This is a genomic window from Gemmatimonadaceae bacterium (assembly GCA_020846935.1).
GTDB lineage: Bacteria > Gemmatimonadota > Gemmatimonadetes > Gemmatimonadales > Gemmatimonadaceae > RBC101.
Map to the genome: position 1 here is coordinate 409,489 of JADLCY010000011.1, position 16,842 is coordinate 426,330.

Consider the following 16,842-nt stretch of genomic DNA (forward strand, 5'->3'; position numbering starts at 1 on the left):
CGCTGTCTATCGTTATGCACGATCCGTGGTGACCCGCTCGGGCTTCCCGCGCTTCTCGTGCTCCTCGTCGCTCGCTCGTGCGCTCTTACGAACCCGTGCTGTAGGTCTTCCCACGTCGATCCTCCACCACCTCACCCCGGAAGATCCACACCTTCACCCCGATCGTGCCGAACGTCGTCTTCGCCGTGCTCGTCGCGTAGTCGATGTCCGCACGCAGCGTGTGCAACGGCACGCGCCCCTCGTGGTAGCCTTCCACGCGCGCGATCTCCGCGCCGCCCAGTCGGCCACCGGCCTTCACCTTGATCCCCAGCGCCCCCATCCGCATCGCGCTCTGCACCGCGCGCTTCATCGCGCGGCGGAACGAGATGCGCTGCGAGAGCTGGTTGGAGATGTTGTCCGCCACCAGCTGGGCGTCGAGCTCGGGGCGCTTGATCTCTTCCACGTTCACTCCGACCTCCTTGCCCGACAGGCGCGCAATCTCCTCGCGCAGCTTGTCCACCTCGGCGCCCTTCTTCCCGATCACCACGCCCGGACGTCCGGTGTGGATCGTCACCACCACCTTCCCGGGCTTGCGCTCGATCTGCACGTCCGAGATGGCCGCGTGACCCAGGCGCGTCTTGATGTACTTCCGCAGCATCTGGTCTTCCTTCAGCAGCTGCGGGAACTCGCGGTTCGCGAACCAGCGCGAACGCCACGGCTTCGTGATTCCGAGGCGGAATCCGATCGGATTGGTCTTCTGTCCCATTAGCGGCCTGCCTTCTCGGCCACGACGATCTCGACGTGGCTGGTGCGCTTGAAAATCGGGGTGGCGCGGCCCATCGCCGCAGGGGTCCACCGCTTCAGCTTCGGCCCTTCATTGATGATCGCCTTCTTCACGAACAGCGCGTCGACGTCCACCGATTCGTTGTTCGATCGCGCATGCTGCTCAGCGTTTGCCACCGCCGACTCCAGCACTTTCGCGATCTCCGTCGCCGCCCGCTTCTTCGAAAACTTCAGCATCGACAGCGCATCGTTCACCATCTTCCCGCGGATCTGGTCGATCACCAGCCGCATCTTGTAGGGCGATTGGCGCGTCGTGCGCTGAATGGCACGTGCTTCGGTGGTCATGGCCTACTTGCCTCCCCTGGCCGCCGGCGCCGCCGGGACCGGTGCCTTCTTGTCCGTCGGCCGGTTGCCGGAGTGCCCGCGGAACAGACGCGTCGGCGCAAACTCGCCGAGCTTGTGTCCCACCATGTTCTCCGTCACGTACACCGGGATGAACTTGTTCCCGTTGTGCACCGCGAACGTGTGCCCCACGAAGTCGGGCAGCACCGTGCTCGCGCGTGACCAGGTCTTCACCACGCGCTTCTCGTTCTTAGCGTTCATGCCAAGCACCTTCTTCATCAGTGCTTCCTGAACGAACGGTCCCTTCTTGATACTGCGAGCCATAGGTCTCTGTCTCGGTGGTGGCTAGAACCCGGACTGGGTCGCCTTGCCGCGCTTGCGCCCGCGCACGATCAGCTTCGTCGAGGGCTTCTTCATGTTGCGCGTCTTCACGCCTTCCTTCTTGCCCCACGGACTCACCACGTTGCGCCCGCCACGCGTGCGGCCGCCGTGCGGGTGATCCACCGGGTTCATCACTTCGCCGCGCACCTTCGGACGGCGACCCTTCCAGCGCGTCTTGCCGGCCTTGCCGTACGAGATCAGCTCGTGCTCCGCGTTGCCGACCTCGCCGATCGTCGCCAGGCAGCGCATGTGCACGCGTCGCATTTCCGTCGATCCCATGCGCAACGTCACATAATCGCCTTCCTTCGCCACGACCTCCGCCGACATGCCCGCCGAGCGCGCCACCTGTCCGCCCTTGCCCGGCACCAGCTCGATGTTGTGCACCGCCGTACCCAGCGGCACTTCGCCCAGCGGCAGCGCGTTCCCGGTCCGTATGTCGGACCCGGGGCCGGACACCACCGTGTCGCCCACCGACAGCCCCTTGGGGTGCAGGATGTATCGCTTCTCCCCGTCCGCGTACTCCACCAGCGCGATCCGCGCCGAACGGTTCGGGTCGTATTCGATCTCGCGCACCGTGGCCACGTCGACAAAGCGGTTGCGCTTGAAATCGATCACGCGATACATGCGCTTGTGACCACCGCCACGACGCCGCATCGCGATATGCCCGTGGTTGTCGCGGCCGCCGCTCTTCTTCAGTGGCTCGAGCAGCGACTTCTCGGGCGTCGAGCGCGTGATCTCCTTGAAATCCGCCACCGAGCGAAAGCGCGTGCCCTTGGTGACCGGCTTGAATTGACGAATGCCCATGCGTGTGCCTCAGACCTCGAAGATGGGAAGCTTGTCGCCGGCCTGCAGCGTCACGATCGCCTTCTTCCAGCTCGGGCGCAGTCCTGCCGTCTTCCCCATGTTCTTCCGCGGCTTGCCGCGCGTGTTCATGGTCCAGACGCCGGTGACCTTTACGCCCCACAAACGTTCGATTGCCTGCCGAATGGCGGGCTTGCTCGCGTCGCGTGCGACTTCGAAGACGTATTCCCCCCGGTTCTGGTATTGCGCCGAGGTCTTCTCCGTGACGAGCGGACGCACAATGGTGCGGTGCAGCGTAGCCATCGATCAGTCCCCCTTCTTCTTGGCCGACTTCTTCGCCGCCGGCTTCTTTGCCGTTGCCTTCGCGGGCGCCTTGCTCGCGGGCGCCTTCGCCGCCGCCTTCTTTGCCGCCGGCTTCGCCGCGGGAGCGGCCTTCGTCTTTCGGGCCGTGGGCTTCGCGGTCCCCTCGGCCTTCGCGGCTCTCGCCGCGGGCGCCGGGGCCTTCTCCGCCACCGGAGCCAGCGTCTGGCCGATCGCAGTGCCCTCGATCAGCACCACATCGGACCACAGGATGTGGTAGGTCGACGCGTCCTTGAACGGCATCACGTGCACCCTGGGCAGGTTGCGACCCGACAGGTGAACGTTCGGCTTGTTGCCGTCGGTCAGCACCAGCACCTTGCGCCCGGCGAGGCCGGCACGCTCGATGAGCCCCTGGATCAGCTTCGTGCGCGGCGCCTCGTAGTTGAAGGCATCGATCACGTAGATCGCCGACTCGCGCGCGCGCGCGTTGAACGCGCTGCGACGCGCGAGCTGCTTGACCTTCTTTGGGAGCGCCTGCTCGTAGTTGCGGTCCCCGTGCGGTCCGAAGACCGTACCGCCACCCGGCCAATGAGGGGCGCGTGTCGAGCCCTGGCGCGCACGCCCGGTGCCCTTCTGCTTCCACGGTTTCTGATTACCGCCAACCACCAAACCGCGTGTCTTGGTGGACGCGGTTCCCTGGCGCTGGTTGGCAAGGTACGCCTTCACGGCGAGATGCATGGCCGGCATGTTCACCGTGCCATCGAACGTCTCCGCGGGCAGCGCCACGCGCTCGCGCGAGGTGCCCAGGCCGGTGAAGGCCGCCGCGTCGAAGGAAGTCTGGTCAGCCATGATCTATTGCCCCTGCTTCCGCACCATCACGATGCCGTTGGTGGCACCGGACACCGAGCCGCGGATATAGAGCAGGTTGCGCTCGGTATCCACCTTCTCGACGCGGAGGTTGATTTGCGTGTGGCGCACGTTGCCGTGCTGGCCCGGCATGCGCTTGCCCTTGATGACGCGGGACGGATCGGTGCCCGCGCCGATCGAGCCCGGGCGCCGGTGCTTGGTGTTGCCGTGCGTGTTGGGACCGCCGCCCGCCTTGTGGCGCTTCACGATGCCCTGGAAGCCGCCGCCCTTGCTGGTGCCGGTGACCTTGACCAGCTCGCCGACCTGGAAGATCGAGATGTCGACCGTATCGCCGAGCTTGTACTCGGGCGCCGTCGCCATGTCGTCGAGTCGGAACGAACGCAGCACGCGGGGCGCGGCCGCGAGGCCCGCCTTCGTCGCGTGACCCAGCGCCGCCGCCGTAGCGCGATGGCCATGGGGCACCTTCTTCTCCCCCTTCTTCGCCTCACGACGCGTGCGCGAGCTGCCGTAGCCCAGCTGCACCGCCGCAAAGCCCGGCTTGTCGGACTCCGCACCGATCACCTGCACGACCGGGTTGGGCTTTGCCTCAACCACCGTGCAGGGAATCTGCTGCCCCTGTTCGTTGAAGATCTGGGTCATGCCCAGCTTCTTCCCAATGATGCCTAACATCGGTTCCCCGTTCTCGTTGAGAGTCGCGACCCGGCGGTCGATACGCACCGGACTGCAGTCGTTGGACTCGTGTCGTTGGCTGCAGGGGTGACATCCCTGCACCCGTCCATCCGATCCCTTACTGAACCTTGATCTCCACGTCCACGCCCGCCGGCAGATCGAGCCGGGTGAGCGCGTCCACGGTCTGCGCGCGCGAATCCAGGATGTCGATCACACGCTTGTGCGTCTTCAACTCGAACTGCTCGCGCGACTTCTTGTCCACGTGCGGCGACCGGAGCAGCGTCCAGCGACGCGTCTTGGTCGGCAGCGGGATCGGGCCGGAGACCTGCGCCCCCGTCTTCTCCGCCGTCCGCACGATGTCCGACGCCGCCTGGTCGATGACCGCGTGGTCGAACGCCTTCAGTCGAATTCTGATGCGACCCGCCATGGAAGCCTTGAAGTCGTGTCCTGACGCGCGGGCAGCACTCGCTGCCCGCGCGTCCCGGAGCCTTACGCGAGAATCTTCGTCACTACGCCCGAGCCAACCGTCCGGCCGCCCTCGCGAATCGCGAAGCGCAGCTGGTCCTCGAGCGCGACCGGCGTGATCAGCTCGATGGTCATCTGCGTGTTGTCGCCCGGCATCACCATCTCCGTGCCGCCGGGGAGCTCGATCGAGCCCGTCACGTCGGTCGTGCGGAGATAGAACTGCGGACGGTAGCCCTTGAAGAACGGCGTGTGACGGCCGCCCTCTTCCTTGGTCAGCACGTACACCTCGGCCTCGAACTTCGTGTGCGGCGTGATCGAGCCGGGCTTGGCGAGCACCATGCCGCGCTCGATGTCCTTCTTGTCGACGCCACGGAGCAGCAGACCGACGTTGTCGCCCGCCTGACCGTCGTCGAGCAGCTTGCGGAACATCTCGACGCCCGTCACGACCGACTTCTTGTCGGAGCCAAAGCCGACCAGCGCCACTTCGTCCTGCACCTTGATCTTGCCCTTCTCGATACGACCGGTGGCCACCGTGCCGCGACCCGTGATCGAGAACACGTCCTCGACCGGCATCTGGAACGGCTTGTCGATGTCACGAACCGGCTCGGCGATCCACGAATCGAGCGCGTCGTAGAGCTCCTGAATCTTGGCGATCCACTTGGCATCACCCTCGATGGCGCGCACCGCGGCGCCGCGGATCACCGGGGCGTCGTCGCCTGCATAGCCGTACTTCGTGAGCAGCTCACGGACTTCGAGTTCGACGAGGTCGAGCAGTTCGGTGTCCTCGACGAGATCGCACTTGTTGAGGAACACGACGATGTTCGGCACGTTCACCTGACGGGCGAGCAGGATGTGCTCGCGCGTCTGCGGCATCGGGCCGTCGACCGCGCTCACCACGAGGATCGCGCCATCCATCTGCGCCGCACCCGTGATCATGTTCTTCACGTAGTCGGCATGCCCGGGGCAGTCGACGTGCGCGTAGTGGCGCTTCTCCGTCTCGTACTCCACGTGCGACGTCGCGATCGTCAGGATCTTCGTCGGGTCACGACGGCCCTGGGACTCCGACGCCTTTGCCACTTCATCGTAGGCGACGTACTTGGTCCCGTAGCCCTTGTCCGACGAGATCTTCGTCAGGGCGGCGGTGAGCGTCGTCTTCCCGTGGTCGACGTGGCCGATCGTGCCCACGTTCACGTGCGGCTTGTTCCGCTCGAATTTTGCCTTGGCCATTGCTGCGTTTCCGGTGAAGTGGAGGTCTGCGTGAAAGGGAGTTGCTACGAGACGACCTCCGTCTCCCGTCTCCCGTCGTGGTCTTCCTGCCTACTTCGCCTTGGAGATGATCTCCTCGGCCTTGCTCTTGGGCACTTCTTCGTAGTGCGAAAACTCCATCGAGTACACCGCCCGCCCCTGGGTCATCGACCGCAGGCGCGTCGAGTAGCCGAACATCTCGCCGAGCGGCACCGTGGACGCGATCACCTGCGCCTCGCCGCGCTGCATCATCCCGCCGATCTTGCCGCGGCGCGACGACAGGTCGCCGAGCACATCGCCCATGTACTGCTCGGGCGACACCACTTCGACCTTCATCATGGGCTCGAGGATGACGGGGTTGGCCTTGGCCGCGCCCTCCTTCACCGCCATCGAGCCCGCGATCTTGAACGCCATTTCCGATGAGTCGACGTCGTGATAGGAACCGTAGACCAGCTCCACCTTCACGTCCACCATCGGGTAGCCCGCCAGCACACCGTTCTCCAGCGCTTCCTTGATGCCCTGTTCCACCGGGCCGATGTATTCACGCGGGATCACGCCGCCAACGATCTTGTCCTCGAAGACGAAGCCGTGGCCCACTTCGCCAGGCATCACGTTGATCACCACGTGGCCGTACTGGCCCTTGCCGCCCGACTGGCGAATGAACTTCCCCTCGACCTTGTCCACGCGCTTCTTGATCGTCTCGCGATAGGCCACCTGCGGACGGCCCACGTTCGCGTCGACCTTGAACTCGCGCATCATGCGGTCGACGATGATTTCCAGGTGCAGCTCGCCCATCCCGGAGATGATTGTCTGCCCCGTCTCCGCGTCGGTGTGCACGCGGAACGTCGGATCTTCCTCGGCGAGCTTGTTGAGCGCGATGCCCAGCTTGTCCTGGTCGGCCTTCGTCTTCGGTTCGATGGCGACGTCGATCACCGGCGTCGGAAACTTCATCGCCTCGAGGATGATCGGCTTCTCGTCATCGCAGAGCGTGTCGCCGGTGCGCGTGTCCCTGAGACCAATCGCGGCGGCGATGTCGCCGGCGCGCACCTCCTCGATCTCCTCGCGCTTGTTGGCGTGCATCTGCAACAGACGGCCGATGCGCTCCCGCTTGTCCTTGGTGCTGTTGTATACGTGGCTGCCCGACTTGAGCACGCCCGAATACACGCGGAAGAACGTCAGTTTTCCGACGAACGGATCCGTCGCGATCTTGAACGCCAGCGCCGCAAACGGCGCGCTGTCGCTGACCTCGCGGGTGTCGAACGTCTCGTCGTGGTGCGGCAGGTGACCCTGGATCGCCTCCACGTCCAGCGGACCGGGCAGGAAGTCGATCACCGAGTCGAGCAGCGCCTGCACGCCCTTGTTCTTGAAGGACGCGCCGCAGAGGATCGGCGTGAACTTCATCGAGCACGTGGCCTTGCGGATCAGCGAACGGATCTCGGCGACCGACAACTCCTCGCCGGCGAGGTAGCGCTCCATCAGCACGTCGTCGTGCTCCACCACCGCCTCGATCAGCTCGCCGCGCGCCTGCTCGACCCGGGCCTTGAACTCGTCGCTCACCTCCACCACGTCAAACGTCTTGCCGAGCGTCTCGTTGTGGAAGATGTATTCCTTGCGCTCGACAATGTCGATGTGCCCCGTGAACAGCTCGCCCGACCCCACCGGCAGCTGGATCGGGAACGCATTCTTGGTCAGACGATCGCGGATCATCTCCACGCAGCGCTCGAAGTTCGCGCCCACACGGTCCATCTTGTTGGCGAAGATCATGCGCGGAACCTTGTAGCGGTCCGCCTGACGCCACACCGTCTCGGTCTGCGGCTCCACACCGGCCACGGAATCCAGGAGCGCAACGGCGCCGTCGAGCACGCGCAGCGATCGCTCCACCTCGACGGTGAAGTCCACGTGCCCGGGGGTATCGATGATGTTGATACGGTACTCCGGCCCTTCGCCCTTTTCGTGGCTCGAACCGTGACGCTTCCAGAAGCACGTGGTCGCCGCGGACGTGATCGTGATGCCGCGCTCCTGCTCCTGCTCCATCCAGTCCATGGTGGCCGCGCCATCATGGACTTCGCCGATCTTGTGGCTCTTGCCCGTGTAATAGAGGATGCGCTCGGTCGTCGTCGTCTTCCCGGCATCGATGTGGGCCATGATGCCGATATTCCGATAGTGCTCGAGCGGTGTCGTACGAGGCATGTCAGTCGTCAGTTCGTGAGGCCGTCGCGGGGACGCCGTCGTCGGCCGGAGCATCTCGATTCGTTCAGCAAAAACGCGGGTGGACCGTGTCACCCCTGCATGCAGGGGCCGGTATCCATCCGCTCTCGCCGGGTACATGCGCCACTCGAGCACGCACGGGGACCCATGGCGCGCCGGACCTCCTGCGGCCCGACGTTGAATTGTCCTGCGTCGCTTGTCGGGGCCGGACATCGCTGTCGAGTGCCGGCTGGCTGACCACTCCCCCGCGAACGATCGCGGGCCCTTAGGCGCCGACGCGCAGCTCGTCGGCCAGCATACCCCCAACGCCAGCCGGAGGCTGGACGCGGGAGCCGAGTAATGTGGACAGCGTCGAAGCGAAAGTCAATGCGCTAGTTGCGACGCTTCGCGACCCTCACGTCGCCCACAGGACGTTGAAGTAACGTCGCCATGCGCGGCCGCGCGTCAGCTGGGTCTTGATCCGCGTCACGACACCAGCGTCCCCCGCATACACGGTCGGTCGCCGCGCCGGCTCGGAGTCCCAGGGCCGCTCTCGGCTCGTCGCAGTCCGGTTCGGCTCGAGTGCCATGCTCCACATAGCCCTCCGCAGCTTTGCCGAAGGGCACGGGGTGATGATGGCGATCACATGGATGGCCAGATGGCGCTCCAGCAATTGGAGCATCCAGGCGGACCGCCGGGGTGCCAGGCTCGCCAGCACACCTACGGGGGCCACCGACACCCCACAGAGCAGGTCCGCCAGCCGCAGGCTCCAATACATGGCGAACTCGGCCTTGTATCCCCGCGAAAGCTCCAGCACGCGCTGCCAGTCGATCCCTCGCTCCGCGAGGGCGGCCACATCCCGCGCCAGTCGCCAGATCCCGAACGAGGCCAGGTGGCCCCAGGCGAAATGCACCGCCAGGTGCAAGAGCTGATGCTCGGGGTCGAGCACCCGTGTGAGTTCGCTCCGCTCCGAGATCGGGCGCGACACCGCGCGCGCCTGCTCGAACGACAGGGAAAAGGGATGGCTGCTCAGGCTCAGCGCCGTGTGCAGCTCGAGCCGCACCCCCGTTCGCGCCGCGTCGAACAACGGCGGCAGGTGGTGGTGCGCCTGATAATGACTGCTGGGGTACTCGTGCTCATCCCAGACCCAGCCCTGGGAGAGCGCGAGTTCCCATGCGCGCTTCGAATGTTCGGGCGCAATCAGGACATCCAGATCCCCCATGGGACGATCCGCAAATCGCGGATACGCCGACAGCGCCAGCCCCGCCCCCTTGAGGAGGATTGCCGGAATGCCCTCGGATTCCAGCCCGGCAATGAGGCGACGCAGCCGATCCTCCAGCATCAGCGCCGTGAAGCCCGATACGCGCGAGAGCCGCTCGATCTGATCGGCGCCGTCCTGCGATGCGTCGACCCCCAGGCGCTTGAGCCGTTCCCACGACACCGGAAGGGTGCGCTCCCACTCCAGCAAGGTGCGCAGGCCGTCCCACTGCACCGGGCCGGCGAGCAGATCCCGTAGCTGCGCGTCGTTGGACTCTCCACCACCGGTCAGGAGGAGAATCCGCATTTCGCGCGACATCAGGCCGAGCAGGCGGGCGTTGACGCTCACAGGGATGGCGAGGCGAAGAACCGGGACGGCAACGGGAAACCTAAAGATGACTCAACGTACCGCGACGGCCAGCATAGCCAAGCGCCGCGCGAAACGCGACGACGCCAACCACGAGCGTTCCCGCCGTGATCGCGGCCAGGATCAGCACATCGGATGATACCGTCGCAACCGGCGCTCCATCCAGCAGCACGCGCCGCAGCGCTCGAAGCCCGTACGCGGCAGGGACGAACGACGCCAGACTCTGGATCCACGACGGAATCACGCTCGTGGGATAATACGCCCCTCCAAGCAAGGTGGATGCGACCACCACCGCTTGCGAGAGCGGACCGGACGTACGGAACGCGACGACCAGCGCCGCACCGATCAGACCTATCGCCCAGTGCACCACCACGATGAGGGCCAGGATGCCAAGCGCGGGCACCACGGAACCGATCGCAATGCGCGCGCCGAAGAGCGCGCCGGCCGCGAGCATCAGCGCGCCACGGAACACGGCCCACAGGATGGGATAGGCGGACAACCCCGCGAGAATGGCGACCCGCGGCGCGCGCGTCATGAGCACGCCCTCGAAGAAGCCGCTCGATATCCCCGCCTCCACCGCCCCTGGAAGGGTGGCCACGCAAATGCTGATGAGACTCACGGCAAACGTACCGATCAGCATGAATGGGAAGTACTGCGTCCCCTCGTTCCGGATGGCGCTGGCCATGGTCGGCTGCAGCGCCGTCGCGATGAAATACACGGGAATCACCGTGACCCAAAGCGTGAGCAGCGAGATGACGGTCTGCACGCGATAGCTCATCGCGGTGAGCCATGCTGCGCGGATCAGCGCGCCTATCGTCCTCATCGCGTTCCCTCGCGCCGACGTGCCAGCACGGCGTCGATGAGGTCAGCCAGGGAAGCCTCGTCCTTTTCCATCGCGGCCACCCGGACGCCGGCGTTCACGAGCTGCGCGACGACCTCGCTCGCGGCAGCCTCGTTGGCAGCGAGGCGGATGGTGAGTCGCGCCCAGCCGGCGGCATCGGCCGGCTCGCGCGTCACGACCTCCAGCCTCCCCTCGTGCTCCAGCTCCGCTATCACAGAGTGCCATGGCTGATCGATCGTGACCCGGTGACGCGCCCCGAGCACATCGTATGCCAGGTCGCGCGCCGACCCCTCAGCCACGATCGCACCTCGATCGAGAATCGCGACACGCCGGCAGAGGTTGAACGCCTCGTCCGCGTCGTGCGTGGCCAGCACCACCGCGCATTGCCTGCGATGGGACAATTCGTCGCGCAGAAAGCGCCGGAACTCGCGCGAGGCAATTGGGTCGAGGCTCCGCGTCGGCTCATCGAGCAGCAGGAGCCTCGGCCGAGGCAGAAGCGCTCGCGCGATGATCAGCCGCTGGATCATGCCGGACGAATACTCGCGCACCATGCGATCCGCGGCGTCCTCGAGCTGGACATCACGCAGCGCCTCCTGCACGCGCTCGTTCACGTCGCTCGCGGGGATCGCATGCAGGGCCGCGTAGAGCCTCAGGTTCTCGCGAGCAGACAGCCGCCAATAAAGACCACGCTCGCTGGCCAACGACAGCGACATCAGCGATCGCACCACCTCCGGCTCGCGCCTCACGTCGTGCCCCTCAACGCTCACCTCCCCTTCGTCCGCGATGATCAGCGTGGCGATGACTTTCATCAGCGTCGTCTTGCCCGCGCCGTTGGCGCCGAGCAGTCCATAGAACTCGCCCGCGGCCACGTCGAACGAAACGCCACGCAGCGCGGGAGTCCACGTTACGTCGAACGGTGCCCGGATGGCCTCACGCCAGGGGCGGCGGCGCGGAAAGCGCTTGGCGACCCCACGAACGCGGAGCAGCGCAGGCTCTGCGCCCGACGCGCCCTGCCGAACGGTACCTGGCGAGGTCTCGAGGTCCACGCCCACGCGTCAGCGGTGCCAGCCGAGGATCGTCGCGGCGGCATCCGCCAGGCGATCAAGGTCGCGTGCCACGTGGAGGAGATAGACCGGCACGCGCCGGGCAATCGCAGCCGATTGCTCGAACATCAGGCCCGCATCCTTGCGGCCGAGCAGCGGCCCAAGCTTGGCGTGTTCGACGAGCGCAAGCGTGGCCTGGATCTCGGTGAGCACACTCCGTCGAGCCGACTCCGCGTCGTCAGGGGCGGACGGGAGCAGGACATACAAGGCCGCGAGCGGAACGGCGCTGCGTTGTACCGTGCCCTCATCGAAATGATCGAGCACCACTTTTCGGGCTGGTGCAGATTCTCCCATGCGCTCCGCGGCCAGCCGCGACGCGGAGTCCTTCCACAGTCGGAGCTGGTGCACGCCGGGGCGGACCAGAGGTGTGGCATCGGGCGTCACCGGGACCGTGTCGTCTGACAGGAGCCGGGCCCCACCGCGGACCAGTGCCGTGGCCAGCGTGCTCTTTCCGTGCATCTTGGGCGCGAGGAGCGCAATGCCTCTGCCGTTGATGGACACCGCGCTGGCGTGCAGACAAAGCACGTCGTGCTGGTGGAGCGCGAGGGCAAGCACCCTCCCGACCACGTCAGCGCGAACCGCCTCGAGCAAGCTGTCGTCGGCATCGTGCGGAGCGAACCACCGAATGAGGGCCCCGTCGCTGACATCGAAGCGGCCCGTGTCATCATAGACGAGCGAGTGGCCCTGCATGGTGCGATAACACCGCACCTTGACCTCGCCGTAGACGTCGTCGTCGCCAATGAGAGACGCGGGATCGAGGGGCGAGGGAATGTCACCCCGCTCCAGAATCCACGACGCCGGACCGGAGGTCTGCTGGAGCTCCGGGAATTGGAAGGGCGCCTTGAGCGTGCCGGCGAAGACGTCGTAGGAGTACATGTGGGGAGTGATCGACAGCTGATGCGACCTGCGCCTGCAGCGTGGACGACCTGACCGAAGTGGCTGTGGTCAGGTGAGAAGTTGCAGAGGGCGTGCCGAGAGGGCGATGGGCGTGCGGCGCGTCCGCCACAACAAAACTGCCGTCCCGCAGCCACGGAAGGTGGCTACGGGACGGCGTTGAGTCCCGGGAGACTTGGGAGTGAGGTTGGTCGCCCCCGCAGCGCTTCCCGTCGTTCGCTTGTCGACCAGCGGCTCAGGAATCCGCCGAGCGAGCGACCCCGATCATGCACCGCCTGGGTCGCGCGGAGGCGACCCAAGTGGTGTGATTACGAACGGATGCAGGCGCGCGGATCGCCCGGCGGGGCGTTGCCGTCGCAGTCCAGCCCGATGTTCGGAATCAGGTCGTCGCCGATGATGCGCTTGGTCGTATTGGGATTCCGCTGGAGCGTGAGCTCACGGAACGACCCAAATTTCTCGAGCGATGGTGCACTGTACATCGTTCTCCTCCTCCCGTGACGGTGAGCACTGTGGCAGTACCGCAATTCCCAGGCCAAGGTGCAGTACCGGCTATTTCCTGTTCACCCCACGGTAAGCGCAGATGCCCAACTGGGCAATGAGCAGCTTTTTCCCGGTGCGCTACGTCACCCCACGACCGACCGCATCCACAGTTCTGCCTGCAAGGTGAGCAGAAGCTGTACACCGATCATGTGCTCTCCGCTGGCCTCATACCGGGCCAGGCCTGCTCGATATCGATCAACGTCGATGATCCCGGCGTCAGCGAGTCGTGGCGGGCTGGATCCGAGCAGGACGTCATGGACCCACGGCGCCAGTTCCTCTCGGAGTCGGCGGTGCAGGTACGCACGTGGAACGCCAGTCTTCGACTTTCTGGGGGCCAGGACGGATGCCGGGATCAGTCCTTCCACGGCCCGGCGAAGCACGCGCTTGGTCTCGCCGGGGCTCACCCGATCGCCGATGGGGCGGCTCGCCGCAAACTCGATGATGCGTCGATCCATCAGGGGCGACCGCACGTCCACGCCCCCCTGGAGCGCCACGGCGCCGGACCACGACACGGCACGGGGGAAGAAGGGAGTCTGGGTGTACCAGCGCGATTCGTACGCGGCCGGACTTTCGAAGAGTCGCTTTGGTGGGTCGAGCTCCACGCGCGCCTTCATCAGCGCCTCCTCACGCCAGGCGTCCCCGAGCCAGGGTGGAATGGACTGCGACGTCAGCTCCTCGGTGCTGCGCCCGCGGGCCTCCTGGATGCGGCGCCAGAGTCCGGGCGGTAGCCACGGCACGATGCAGTCGACAAAGAAGGCCCGAAACCCGATGGACTCCATGGAGCGTCGGAGCTCCGCGAGTTCGCGCCATCGACCCCGAACGAGGAGATCGGCGGCGTACACGGTCGAAACGTGGAAGAGCTGATCACCGCCGTAGCCATCGAACGCCACGCGACCACCAGCCGCGACGCTGGTGCGGGCCAACTGCCGATTCATCTGCTCAAACGTGTGTGCATACGGGTCATCGCGGACCGCGGCACTCAGCTCCGCGTCCACGAGGACCGGGACCGACTCACTGTCGATCCAGGTGACCTTCGAATGCCACTGCTCAGCGATGGCGTTGACGTGATGATCCTCCCGAGCGCTGTCGCCCTCCGGATAGGAAACCGTCACCGGGGCGATCGTGATCGCGCGGCTGTCTTGTTGGGCGGCAAGCTGGGTGGCCCCGAACACGGCGGTGGAGTCTGCGCCGCCACTCAGCCACACCGTGGTGACGGGTTCAACGGCGCGCTCCGCGACCGCCCGCACGAGGAGGGCCCGCAGCTCGCGGGCCCCTGCTTCGAGGTCGTGTCGTCCGCCAATGCGGAACTCCGGAGGAGTCCACATCTCGACGACGCGCGGAGCGGCGCCGGGCCGCCACTCCACCGCTGCGCCGGCGGCCACCGGAAGCACGCCTTCGAATCCGGTCTGCAAGCTGCCCCCCAGCAGACCGCCAACGGCCGCCGCGATGGTCGAGAGCTGCAGGGGAAACCGGTGCGCGGGCGATGCCGCGATGGCGCGCGCCGTCGACGCGGCCAGGAACGTGTCACCGCCGAGTGCGTAGTGCAGTGGCCGGCGACCCACGTAGTCGCGCGCCAACAGTACTTTCCGCTGCGCCTCGTCAACAACGATGAAGGCGAAGTCTCCCTCGAGCACGTGCACACACCGGGCGCCGAAGGCACGATACGCACCGAGAATGAGTGACGTGGCGTCGTCGCCGCGCTTCGCAGGCACGCCGGCACTCGTGAGCCGGTGGCACAGGTCGTCGACGTAGTACAGCGTGGCGTCGGCCACCGCGATCAGCGGGCCATCGCGAACCACGTGCGACGGACCGGCAAGGCCAGGAGCGATTTCCCAGGCAAAGCGCTGCACCCCGACGGCGCCCCAGGCCAGTTCGCCAATGGTGCGTCCCGCGTCACCGCGATGCGTCGCGGCTTCGAGCATGGCCCCAACCGATGGCGTGCCTGCGCCGCGGGCGGTGCCGTGGAAAATCCCCGCGATGGCGCTCAAGGCCGCGTGCTGACCTGGAGATCGTCGAACGATGCGTAGCGATCGACGGTGCCTTCGTCGTCGCCGACGACTTCGCCGGCGTATTCGACCCATGCGTGGGCCATGAACTTCCCCTGACGGCGCGCGACGCCGACCCTGACGGCGCTCCCGGGGAGTCCCTCGGCGTCGAGGCGACGGCAGATGGCGAGTGAGCGGACGAGGCAGGTCGGATGGAAGACTCCGTAGACCGACGCCCGCGAAACGCCGAGGACGACACGACGCACCTCGTCGATTCGCTGGGGATCGGCGGCGCTCCCGGAGCGTGCATCCGCTGGGCCGGTCGTCACGAGTTCACCCTGTGGCCTGGTCCGCACGTCGCGTCGGGCTCGGAGCAGCGCCACCTGGCCGAGCAGCAACCGCCACCAATCGCGTGGGGTGAGCCGCGCCGCCTTACCGAGCAACGCGAGGAGCGCTGCCATCGCCACCGGCCCTGGGCGGAGCGTCGATGACGAGGCCGTTGGCCCGGAGGTCCGCGAGAAAACTCGTCACGTCGCGCTGGATTCGCGCGAGGCCCACGTCGGAAAACTTTCTTGCGAGCGTTTCACACAACTCCTCGACGGAGCTGCACGTCGGGAGCATTTCCCAGATGATTGCGCCGACCGCGTTGACACCGAAGTAGACCTCGGAGTCGCTGGAAAAGAGCACCCCGCCCTCTGCCATCGCGCGGAAGATGGCAGCGGGAGCTGGCGTCGGGAGCGGCGTGCGGGAATCGGCCACCGGGGTCACTCACTTCGTGGAATGGGCGCGAGCGCTGTTTCGGGTGACGACGGTCGAGCGGGAAAGGAAACCAGCCGCGTGTCGTGGCGCTAGATCGGGTTCGGCGGCGTGAAAAGGGCGCCACGGCAACTCGCCGGGCGCCCTGGAACGTACGAGGCCAGTCGCGCTTACCAGCGGTAGTGTGCGAATGCCTTGTTGGCTTCGGCCATGCGGTGCGTGTCTTCTTTTTTCTTGACCGCGTTGCCTTCGCCCTTGGACGCGGCGATGACTTCGGCCGCGAGCTTCTCCGCCATCGACTTTTCGTTGCGATCGCGCGAGTAGGAGAGCAGCCAACGCATGGCGAGGGCCGTGCGGCGCTCCGGGCGAACCTCGACCGGCACCTGATACGTCGCGCCACCGACGCGGCGCGACTTGACCTCGATGACGGGCTTGAGGTTGGCCAGGGCGGCCTTGAAGACGTTCACGCCGGGCTGGCTGGTGCGCGACTCGACGAGATCCATCGCGCCATAGAAGATGCGCTCGGCGGTGCTCTTCTTTCCCTGAAGCATCAGGGAGTTGATGAACTTCGAAACGGTCTGACTGTCGTAGCGGGCGTCGGCGAGGACGGGGCGCTTGACTGACTTCTTGCGACGGCTCACTTCTTCCCTCCGGCGGCGCCTGCTTTGGGCTTCTTGGTTCCGTACTTGGAGCGGCTCCGGTTGCGGCCGTTCACGCCAGCCGCGTCGAGGGTGCCGCGAACAATGTGGTAACGCACCCCCGGGAGATCCTTCACACGACCGCCGCGCACGAGCACGATCGAGTGTTCCTGGAGGTTATGGCCTTCGCCCGGAATGTAGGCGATCACTTCGATCTGGTTCGTCAGTCGCACCTTGGCGACCTTCCGCAACGCCGAGTTTGGCTTCTTGGGCGTCGTGGTATAGACGCGGGTGCAGACGCCGCGCCGGAAGGGATTCGCCTTGAGCGCCGGCGACTTCTCCTTCTTGAGGACGTCCTTGCGGGCCCGGCGAACGAGCTGGTTGATCGTTGGCATACCGAGGGATAACGAAAAACGCGCCCCACAGCCGGGGCGGAGAGTCT

General features: G+C 66.1%; 20 protein-coding genes. All 20 read right to left on the bottom strand.

The features are described 5' to 3' along the window. Nucleotides 1–85: 85 nt before the first annotated feature. Complete coding sequence (rpsC, locus tag IT361_14280; GenBank protein ID MCC6318845.1) at nt 86–745, bottom strand: 30S ribosomal protein S3; 660 nt, start codon at nt 743–745, stop codon at nt 86–88. Further along, the gene (gene rplV, locus IT361_14285; GenBank protein ID MCC6318846.1) at nt 745–1,107 is read right to left on the bottom strand and encodes a 50S ribosomal protein L22; all 363 of its coding nucleotides are present in this window, start codon (nt 1,105–1,107) and stop codon (nt 745–747) included. The genes rpsC and rplV overlap by 1 nt, the downstream gene beginning before the upstream one ends. 3 nt (nt 1,108–1,110) lie before the next feature. After that, nucleotides 1,111–1,428 (bottom strand): 30S ribosomal protein S19, encoded by a 318-nt coding sequence (gene rpsS / locus IT361_14290; GenBank protein ID MCC6318847.1) that lies wholly within the window; start codon nt 1,426–1,428, stop codon nt 1,111–1,113. A gap of 21 nt (nt 1,429–1,449) precedes the next feature. Then, nucleotides 1,450–2,289: a 50S ribosomal protein L2 gene (gene rplB / locus IT361_14295; protein MCC6318848.1), complete on the bottom strand. Its 840-nt coding sequence runs from the start codon at nt 2,287–2,289 to the stop codon at nt 1,450–1,452. A gap of 9 nt (nt 2,290–2,298) precedes the next feature. Further along, nucleotides 2,299–2,589 carry a 50S ribosomal protein L23 gene (gene rplW / locus IT361_14300; GenBank protein ID MCC6318849.1) on the bottom strand — a complete coding sequence of 97 codons (291 nt, stop codon included), beginning with the start codon at nt 2,587–2,589 and terminating at the stop codon, nt 2,299–2,301. Between the two features lie 3 nt (nt 2,590–2,592). After that, nucleotides 2,593–3,435 carry a 50S ribosomal protein L4 gene (gene rplD, locus IT361_14305; GenBank protein ID MCC6318850.1) on the bottom strand — a complete coding sequence of 281 codons (843 nt, stop codon included), beginning with the start codon at nt 3,433–3,435 and terminating at the stop codon, nt 2,593–2,595. A gap of 3 nt (nt 3,436–3,438) precedes the next feature. Continuing rightward, a complete protein-coding gene (gene rplC / locus IT361_14310; protein MCC6318851.1) occupies nt 3,439–4,122 on the bottom strand; it encodes a 50S ribosomal protein L3 in 684 nt (227 codons plus the stop codon). Between the two features lie 118 nt (nt 4,123–4,240). Next, nucleotides 4,241–4,549: a 30S ribosomal protein S10 gene (gene rpsJ / locus IT361_14315; GenBank protein ID MCC6318852.1), complete on the bottom strand. Its 309-nt coding sequence runs from the start codon at nt 4,547–4,549 to the stop codon at nt 4,241–4,243. A gap of 62 nt (nt 4,550–4,611) precedes the next feature. Next, nucleotides 4,612–5,814, bottom strand: coding sequence for an elongation factor Tu (tuf, locus tag IT361_14320; protein MCC6318853.1), 1,203 nt, complete (start codon nt 5,812–5,814; stop codon nt 4,612–4,614). 90 nt (nt 5,815–5,904) lie between these two features. Continuing rightward, nucleotides 5,905–8,022, bottom strand: a complete 2,118-nt coding sequence (fusA, locus tag IT361_14325; protein MCC6318854.1) for an elongation factor G — start codon at nt 8,020–8,022, stop codon at nt 5,905–5,907. Between the two features lie 412 nt (nt 8,023–8,434). Continuing rightward, a complete protein-coding gene (locus IT361_14330) occupies nt 8,435–9,625 on the bottom strand; it encodes a nucleotidyltransferase family protein (GenBank protein ID MCC6318855.1) in 1,191 nt (396 codons plus the stop codon). A 40-nt stretch (nt 9,626–9,665) separates the two neighbouring features. Next, entirely contained in the window at nt 9,666–10,466 is an 801-nt protein-coding gene (locus IT361_14335) for an ABC transporter permease (GenBank protein MCC6318856.1), read from the bottom strand. Then, nucleotides 10,463–11,530: an ABC transporter ATP-binding protein gene (locus tag IT361_14340; GenBank protein MCC6318857.1), complete on the bottom strand. Its 1,068-nt coding sequence runs from the start codon at nt 11,528–11,530 to the stop codon at nt 10,463–10,465. The genes IT361_14335 and IT361_14340 overlap by 4 nt, the downstream gene beginning before the upstream one ends. Before the next feature lie 9 nt (nt 11,531–11,539). Then, nucleotides 11,540–12,463: a hypothetical protein gene (locus IT361_14345; GenBank protein MCC6318858.1), complete on the bottom strand. Its 924-nt coding sequence runs from the start codon at nt 12,461–12,463 to the stop codon at nt 11,540–11,542. 326 nt (nt 12,464–12,789) lie between these two features. Further along, nucleotides 12,790–12,960 carry a lasso RiPP family leader peptide-containing protein gene (locus IT361_14350; protein MCC6318859.1) on the bottom strand — a complete coding sequence of 57 codons (171 nt, stop codon included), beginning with the start codon at nt 12,958–12,960 and terminating at the stop codon, nt 12,790–12,792. Nucleotides 12,961–13,104: 144 nt separating this feature from the next. Next, nucleotides 13,105–15,009, bottom strand: a complete 1,905-nt coding sequence (locus tag IT361_14355; GenBank protein MCC6318860.1) for a hypothetical protein — start codon at nt 15,007–15,009, stop codon at nt 13,105–13,107. Next, on the bottom strand, nt 15,006–15,467 hold the full coding sequence (locus tag IT361_14360; GenBank protein ID MCC6318861.1) for a lasso peptide biosynthesis B2 protein: 462 nt from the start codon (nt 15,465–15,467) through the stop codon (nt 15,006–15,008). The genes IT361_14355 and IT361_14360 overlap by 4 nt, the downstream gene beginning before the upstream one ends. After that, nucleotides 15,439–15,765 (bottom strand): PqqD family protein, encoded by a 327-nt coding sequence (locus tag IT361_14365; GenBank protein MCC6318862.1) that lies wholly within the window; start codon nt 15,763–15,765, stop codon nt 15,439–15,441. The genes IT361_14360 and IT361_14365 overlap by 29 nt, the downstream gene beginning before the upstream one ends. A 167-nt stretch (nt 15,766–15,932) precedes the next feature. Beyond that, nucleotides 15,933–16,403, bottom strand: a complete 471-nt coding sequence (rpsG, locus tag IT361_14370; protein ID MCC6318863.1) for a 30S ribosomal protein S7 — start codon at nt 16,401–16,403, stop codon at nt 15,933–15,935. Continuing rightward, nucleotides 16,400–16,795 (bottom strand): 30S ribosomal protein S12, encoded by a 396-nt coding sequence (locus IT361_14375; GenBank protein MCC6318864.1) that lies wholly within the window; start codon nt 16,793–16,795, stop codon nt 16,400–16,402. Before IT361_14375 ends, rpsG begins: the two co-directional genes overlap by 4 nt. Between the last annotated feature and the right edge of the window lie 47 nt (nt 16,796–16,842).

Excerpts from the sequence above, each read along its gene's own strand:
- rpsC (MCC6318845.1), bottom strand. The coding sequence starts at position 745 with ATGGGACAGAAGACCAATCCGATCGGATTCCGCCTCGGAATCACGAAG.
- rplV (MCC6318846.1), bottom strand. The coding sequence starts at position 1,107 with ATGACCACCGAAGCACGTGCCATTCAGCGCACGACGCGCCAATCGCCC.
- rpsS (MCC6318847.1), bottom strand. The coding sequence starts at position 1,428 with ATGGCTCGCAGTATCAAGAAGGGACCGTTCGTTCAGGAAGCACTGATG.
- rplB (MCC6318848.1), bottom strand. The coding sequence starts at position 2,289 with ATGGGCATTCGTCAATTCAAGCCGGTCACCAAGGGCACGCGCTTTCGC.
- rplW (MCC6318849.1), bottom strand. The coding sequence starts at position 2,589 with ATGGCTACGCTGCACCGCACCATTGTGCGTCCGCTCGTCACGGAGAAG.
- rplD (MCC6318850.1), bottom strand. The coding sequence starts at position 3,435 with ATGGCTGACCAGACTTCCTTCGACGCGGCGGCCTTCACCGGCCTGGGC.
- rplC (MCC6318851.1), bottom strand. The coding sequence starts at position 4,122 with ATGTTAGGCATCATTGGGAAGAAGCTGGGCATGACCCAGATCTTCAAC.
- rpsJ (MCC6318852.1), bottom strand. The coding sequence starts at position 4,549 with ATGGCGGGTCGCATCAGAATTCGACTGAAGGCGTTCGACCACGCGGTC.
- tuf (MCC6318853.1), bottom strand. The coding sequence starts at position 5,814 with ATGGCCAAGGCAAAATTCGAGCGGAACAAGCCGCACGTGAACGTGGGC.
- fusA (MCC6318854.1), bottom strand. The coding sequence starts at position 8,022 with ATGCCTCGTACGACACCGCTCGAGCACTATCGGAATATCGGCATCATG.
- IT361_14335 (MCC6318856.1), bottom strand. The coding sequence starts at position 10,466 with ATGAGGACGATAGGCGCGCTGATCCGCGCAGCATGGCTCACCGCGATG.
- IT361_14345 (MCC6318858.1), bottom strand. The coding sequence starts at position 12,463 with ATGTACTCCTACGACGTCTTCGCCGGCACGCTCAAGGCGCCCTTCCAA.
- IT361_14350 (MCC6318859.1), bottom strand. The coding sequence starts at position 12,960 with ATGTACAGTGCACCATCGCTCGAGAAATTTGGGTCGTTCCGTGAGCTC.
- IT361_14360 (MCC6318861.1), bottom strand. The coding sequence starts at position 15,467 with ATGGCAGCGCTCCTCGCGTTGCTCGGTAAGGCGGCGCGGCTCACCCCA.
- IT361_14375 (MCC6318864.1), bottom strand. The coding sequence starts at position 16,795 with ATGCCAACGATCAACCAGCTCGTTCGCCGGGCCCGCAAGGACGTCCTC.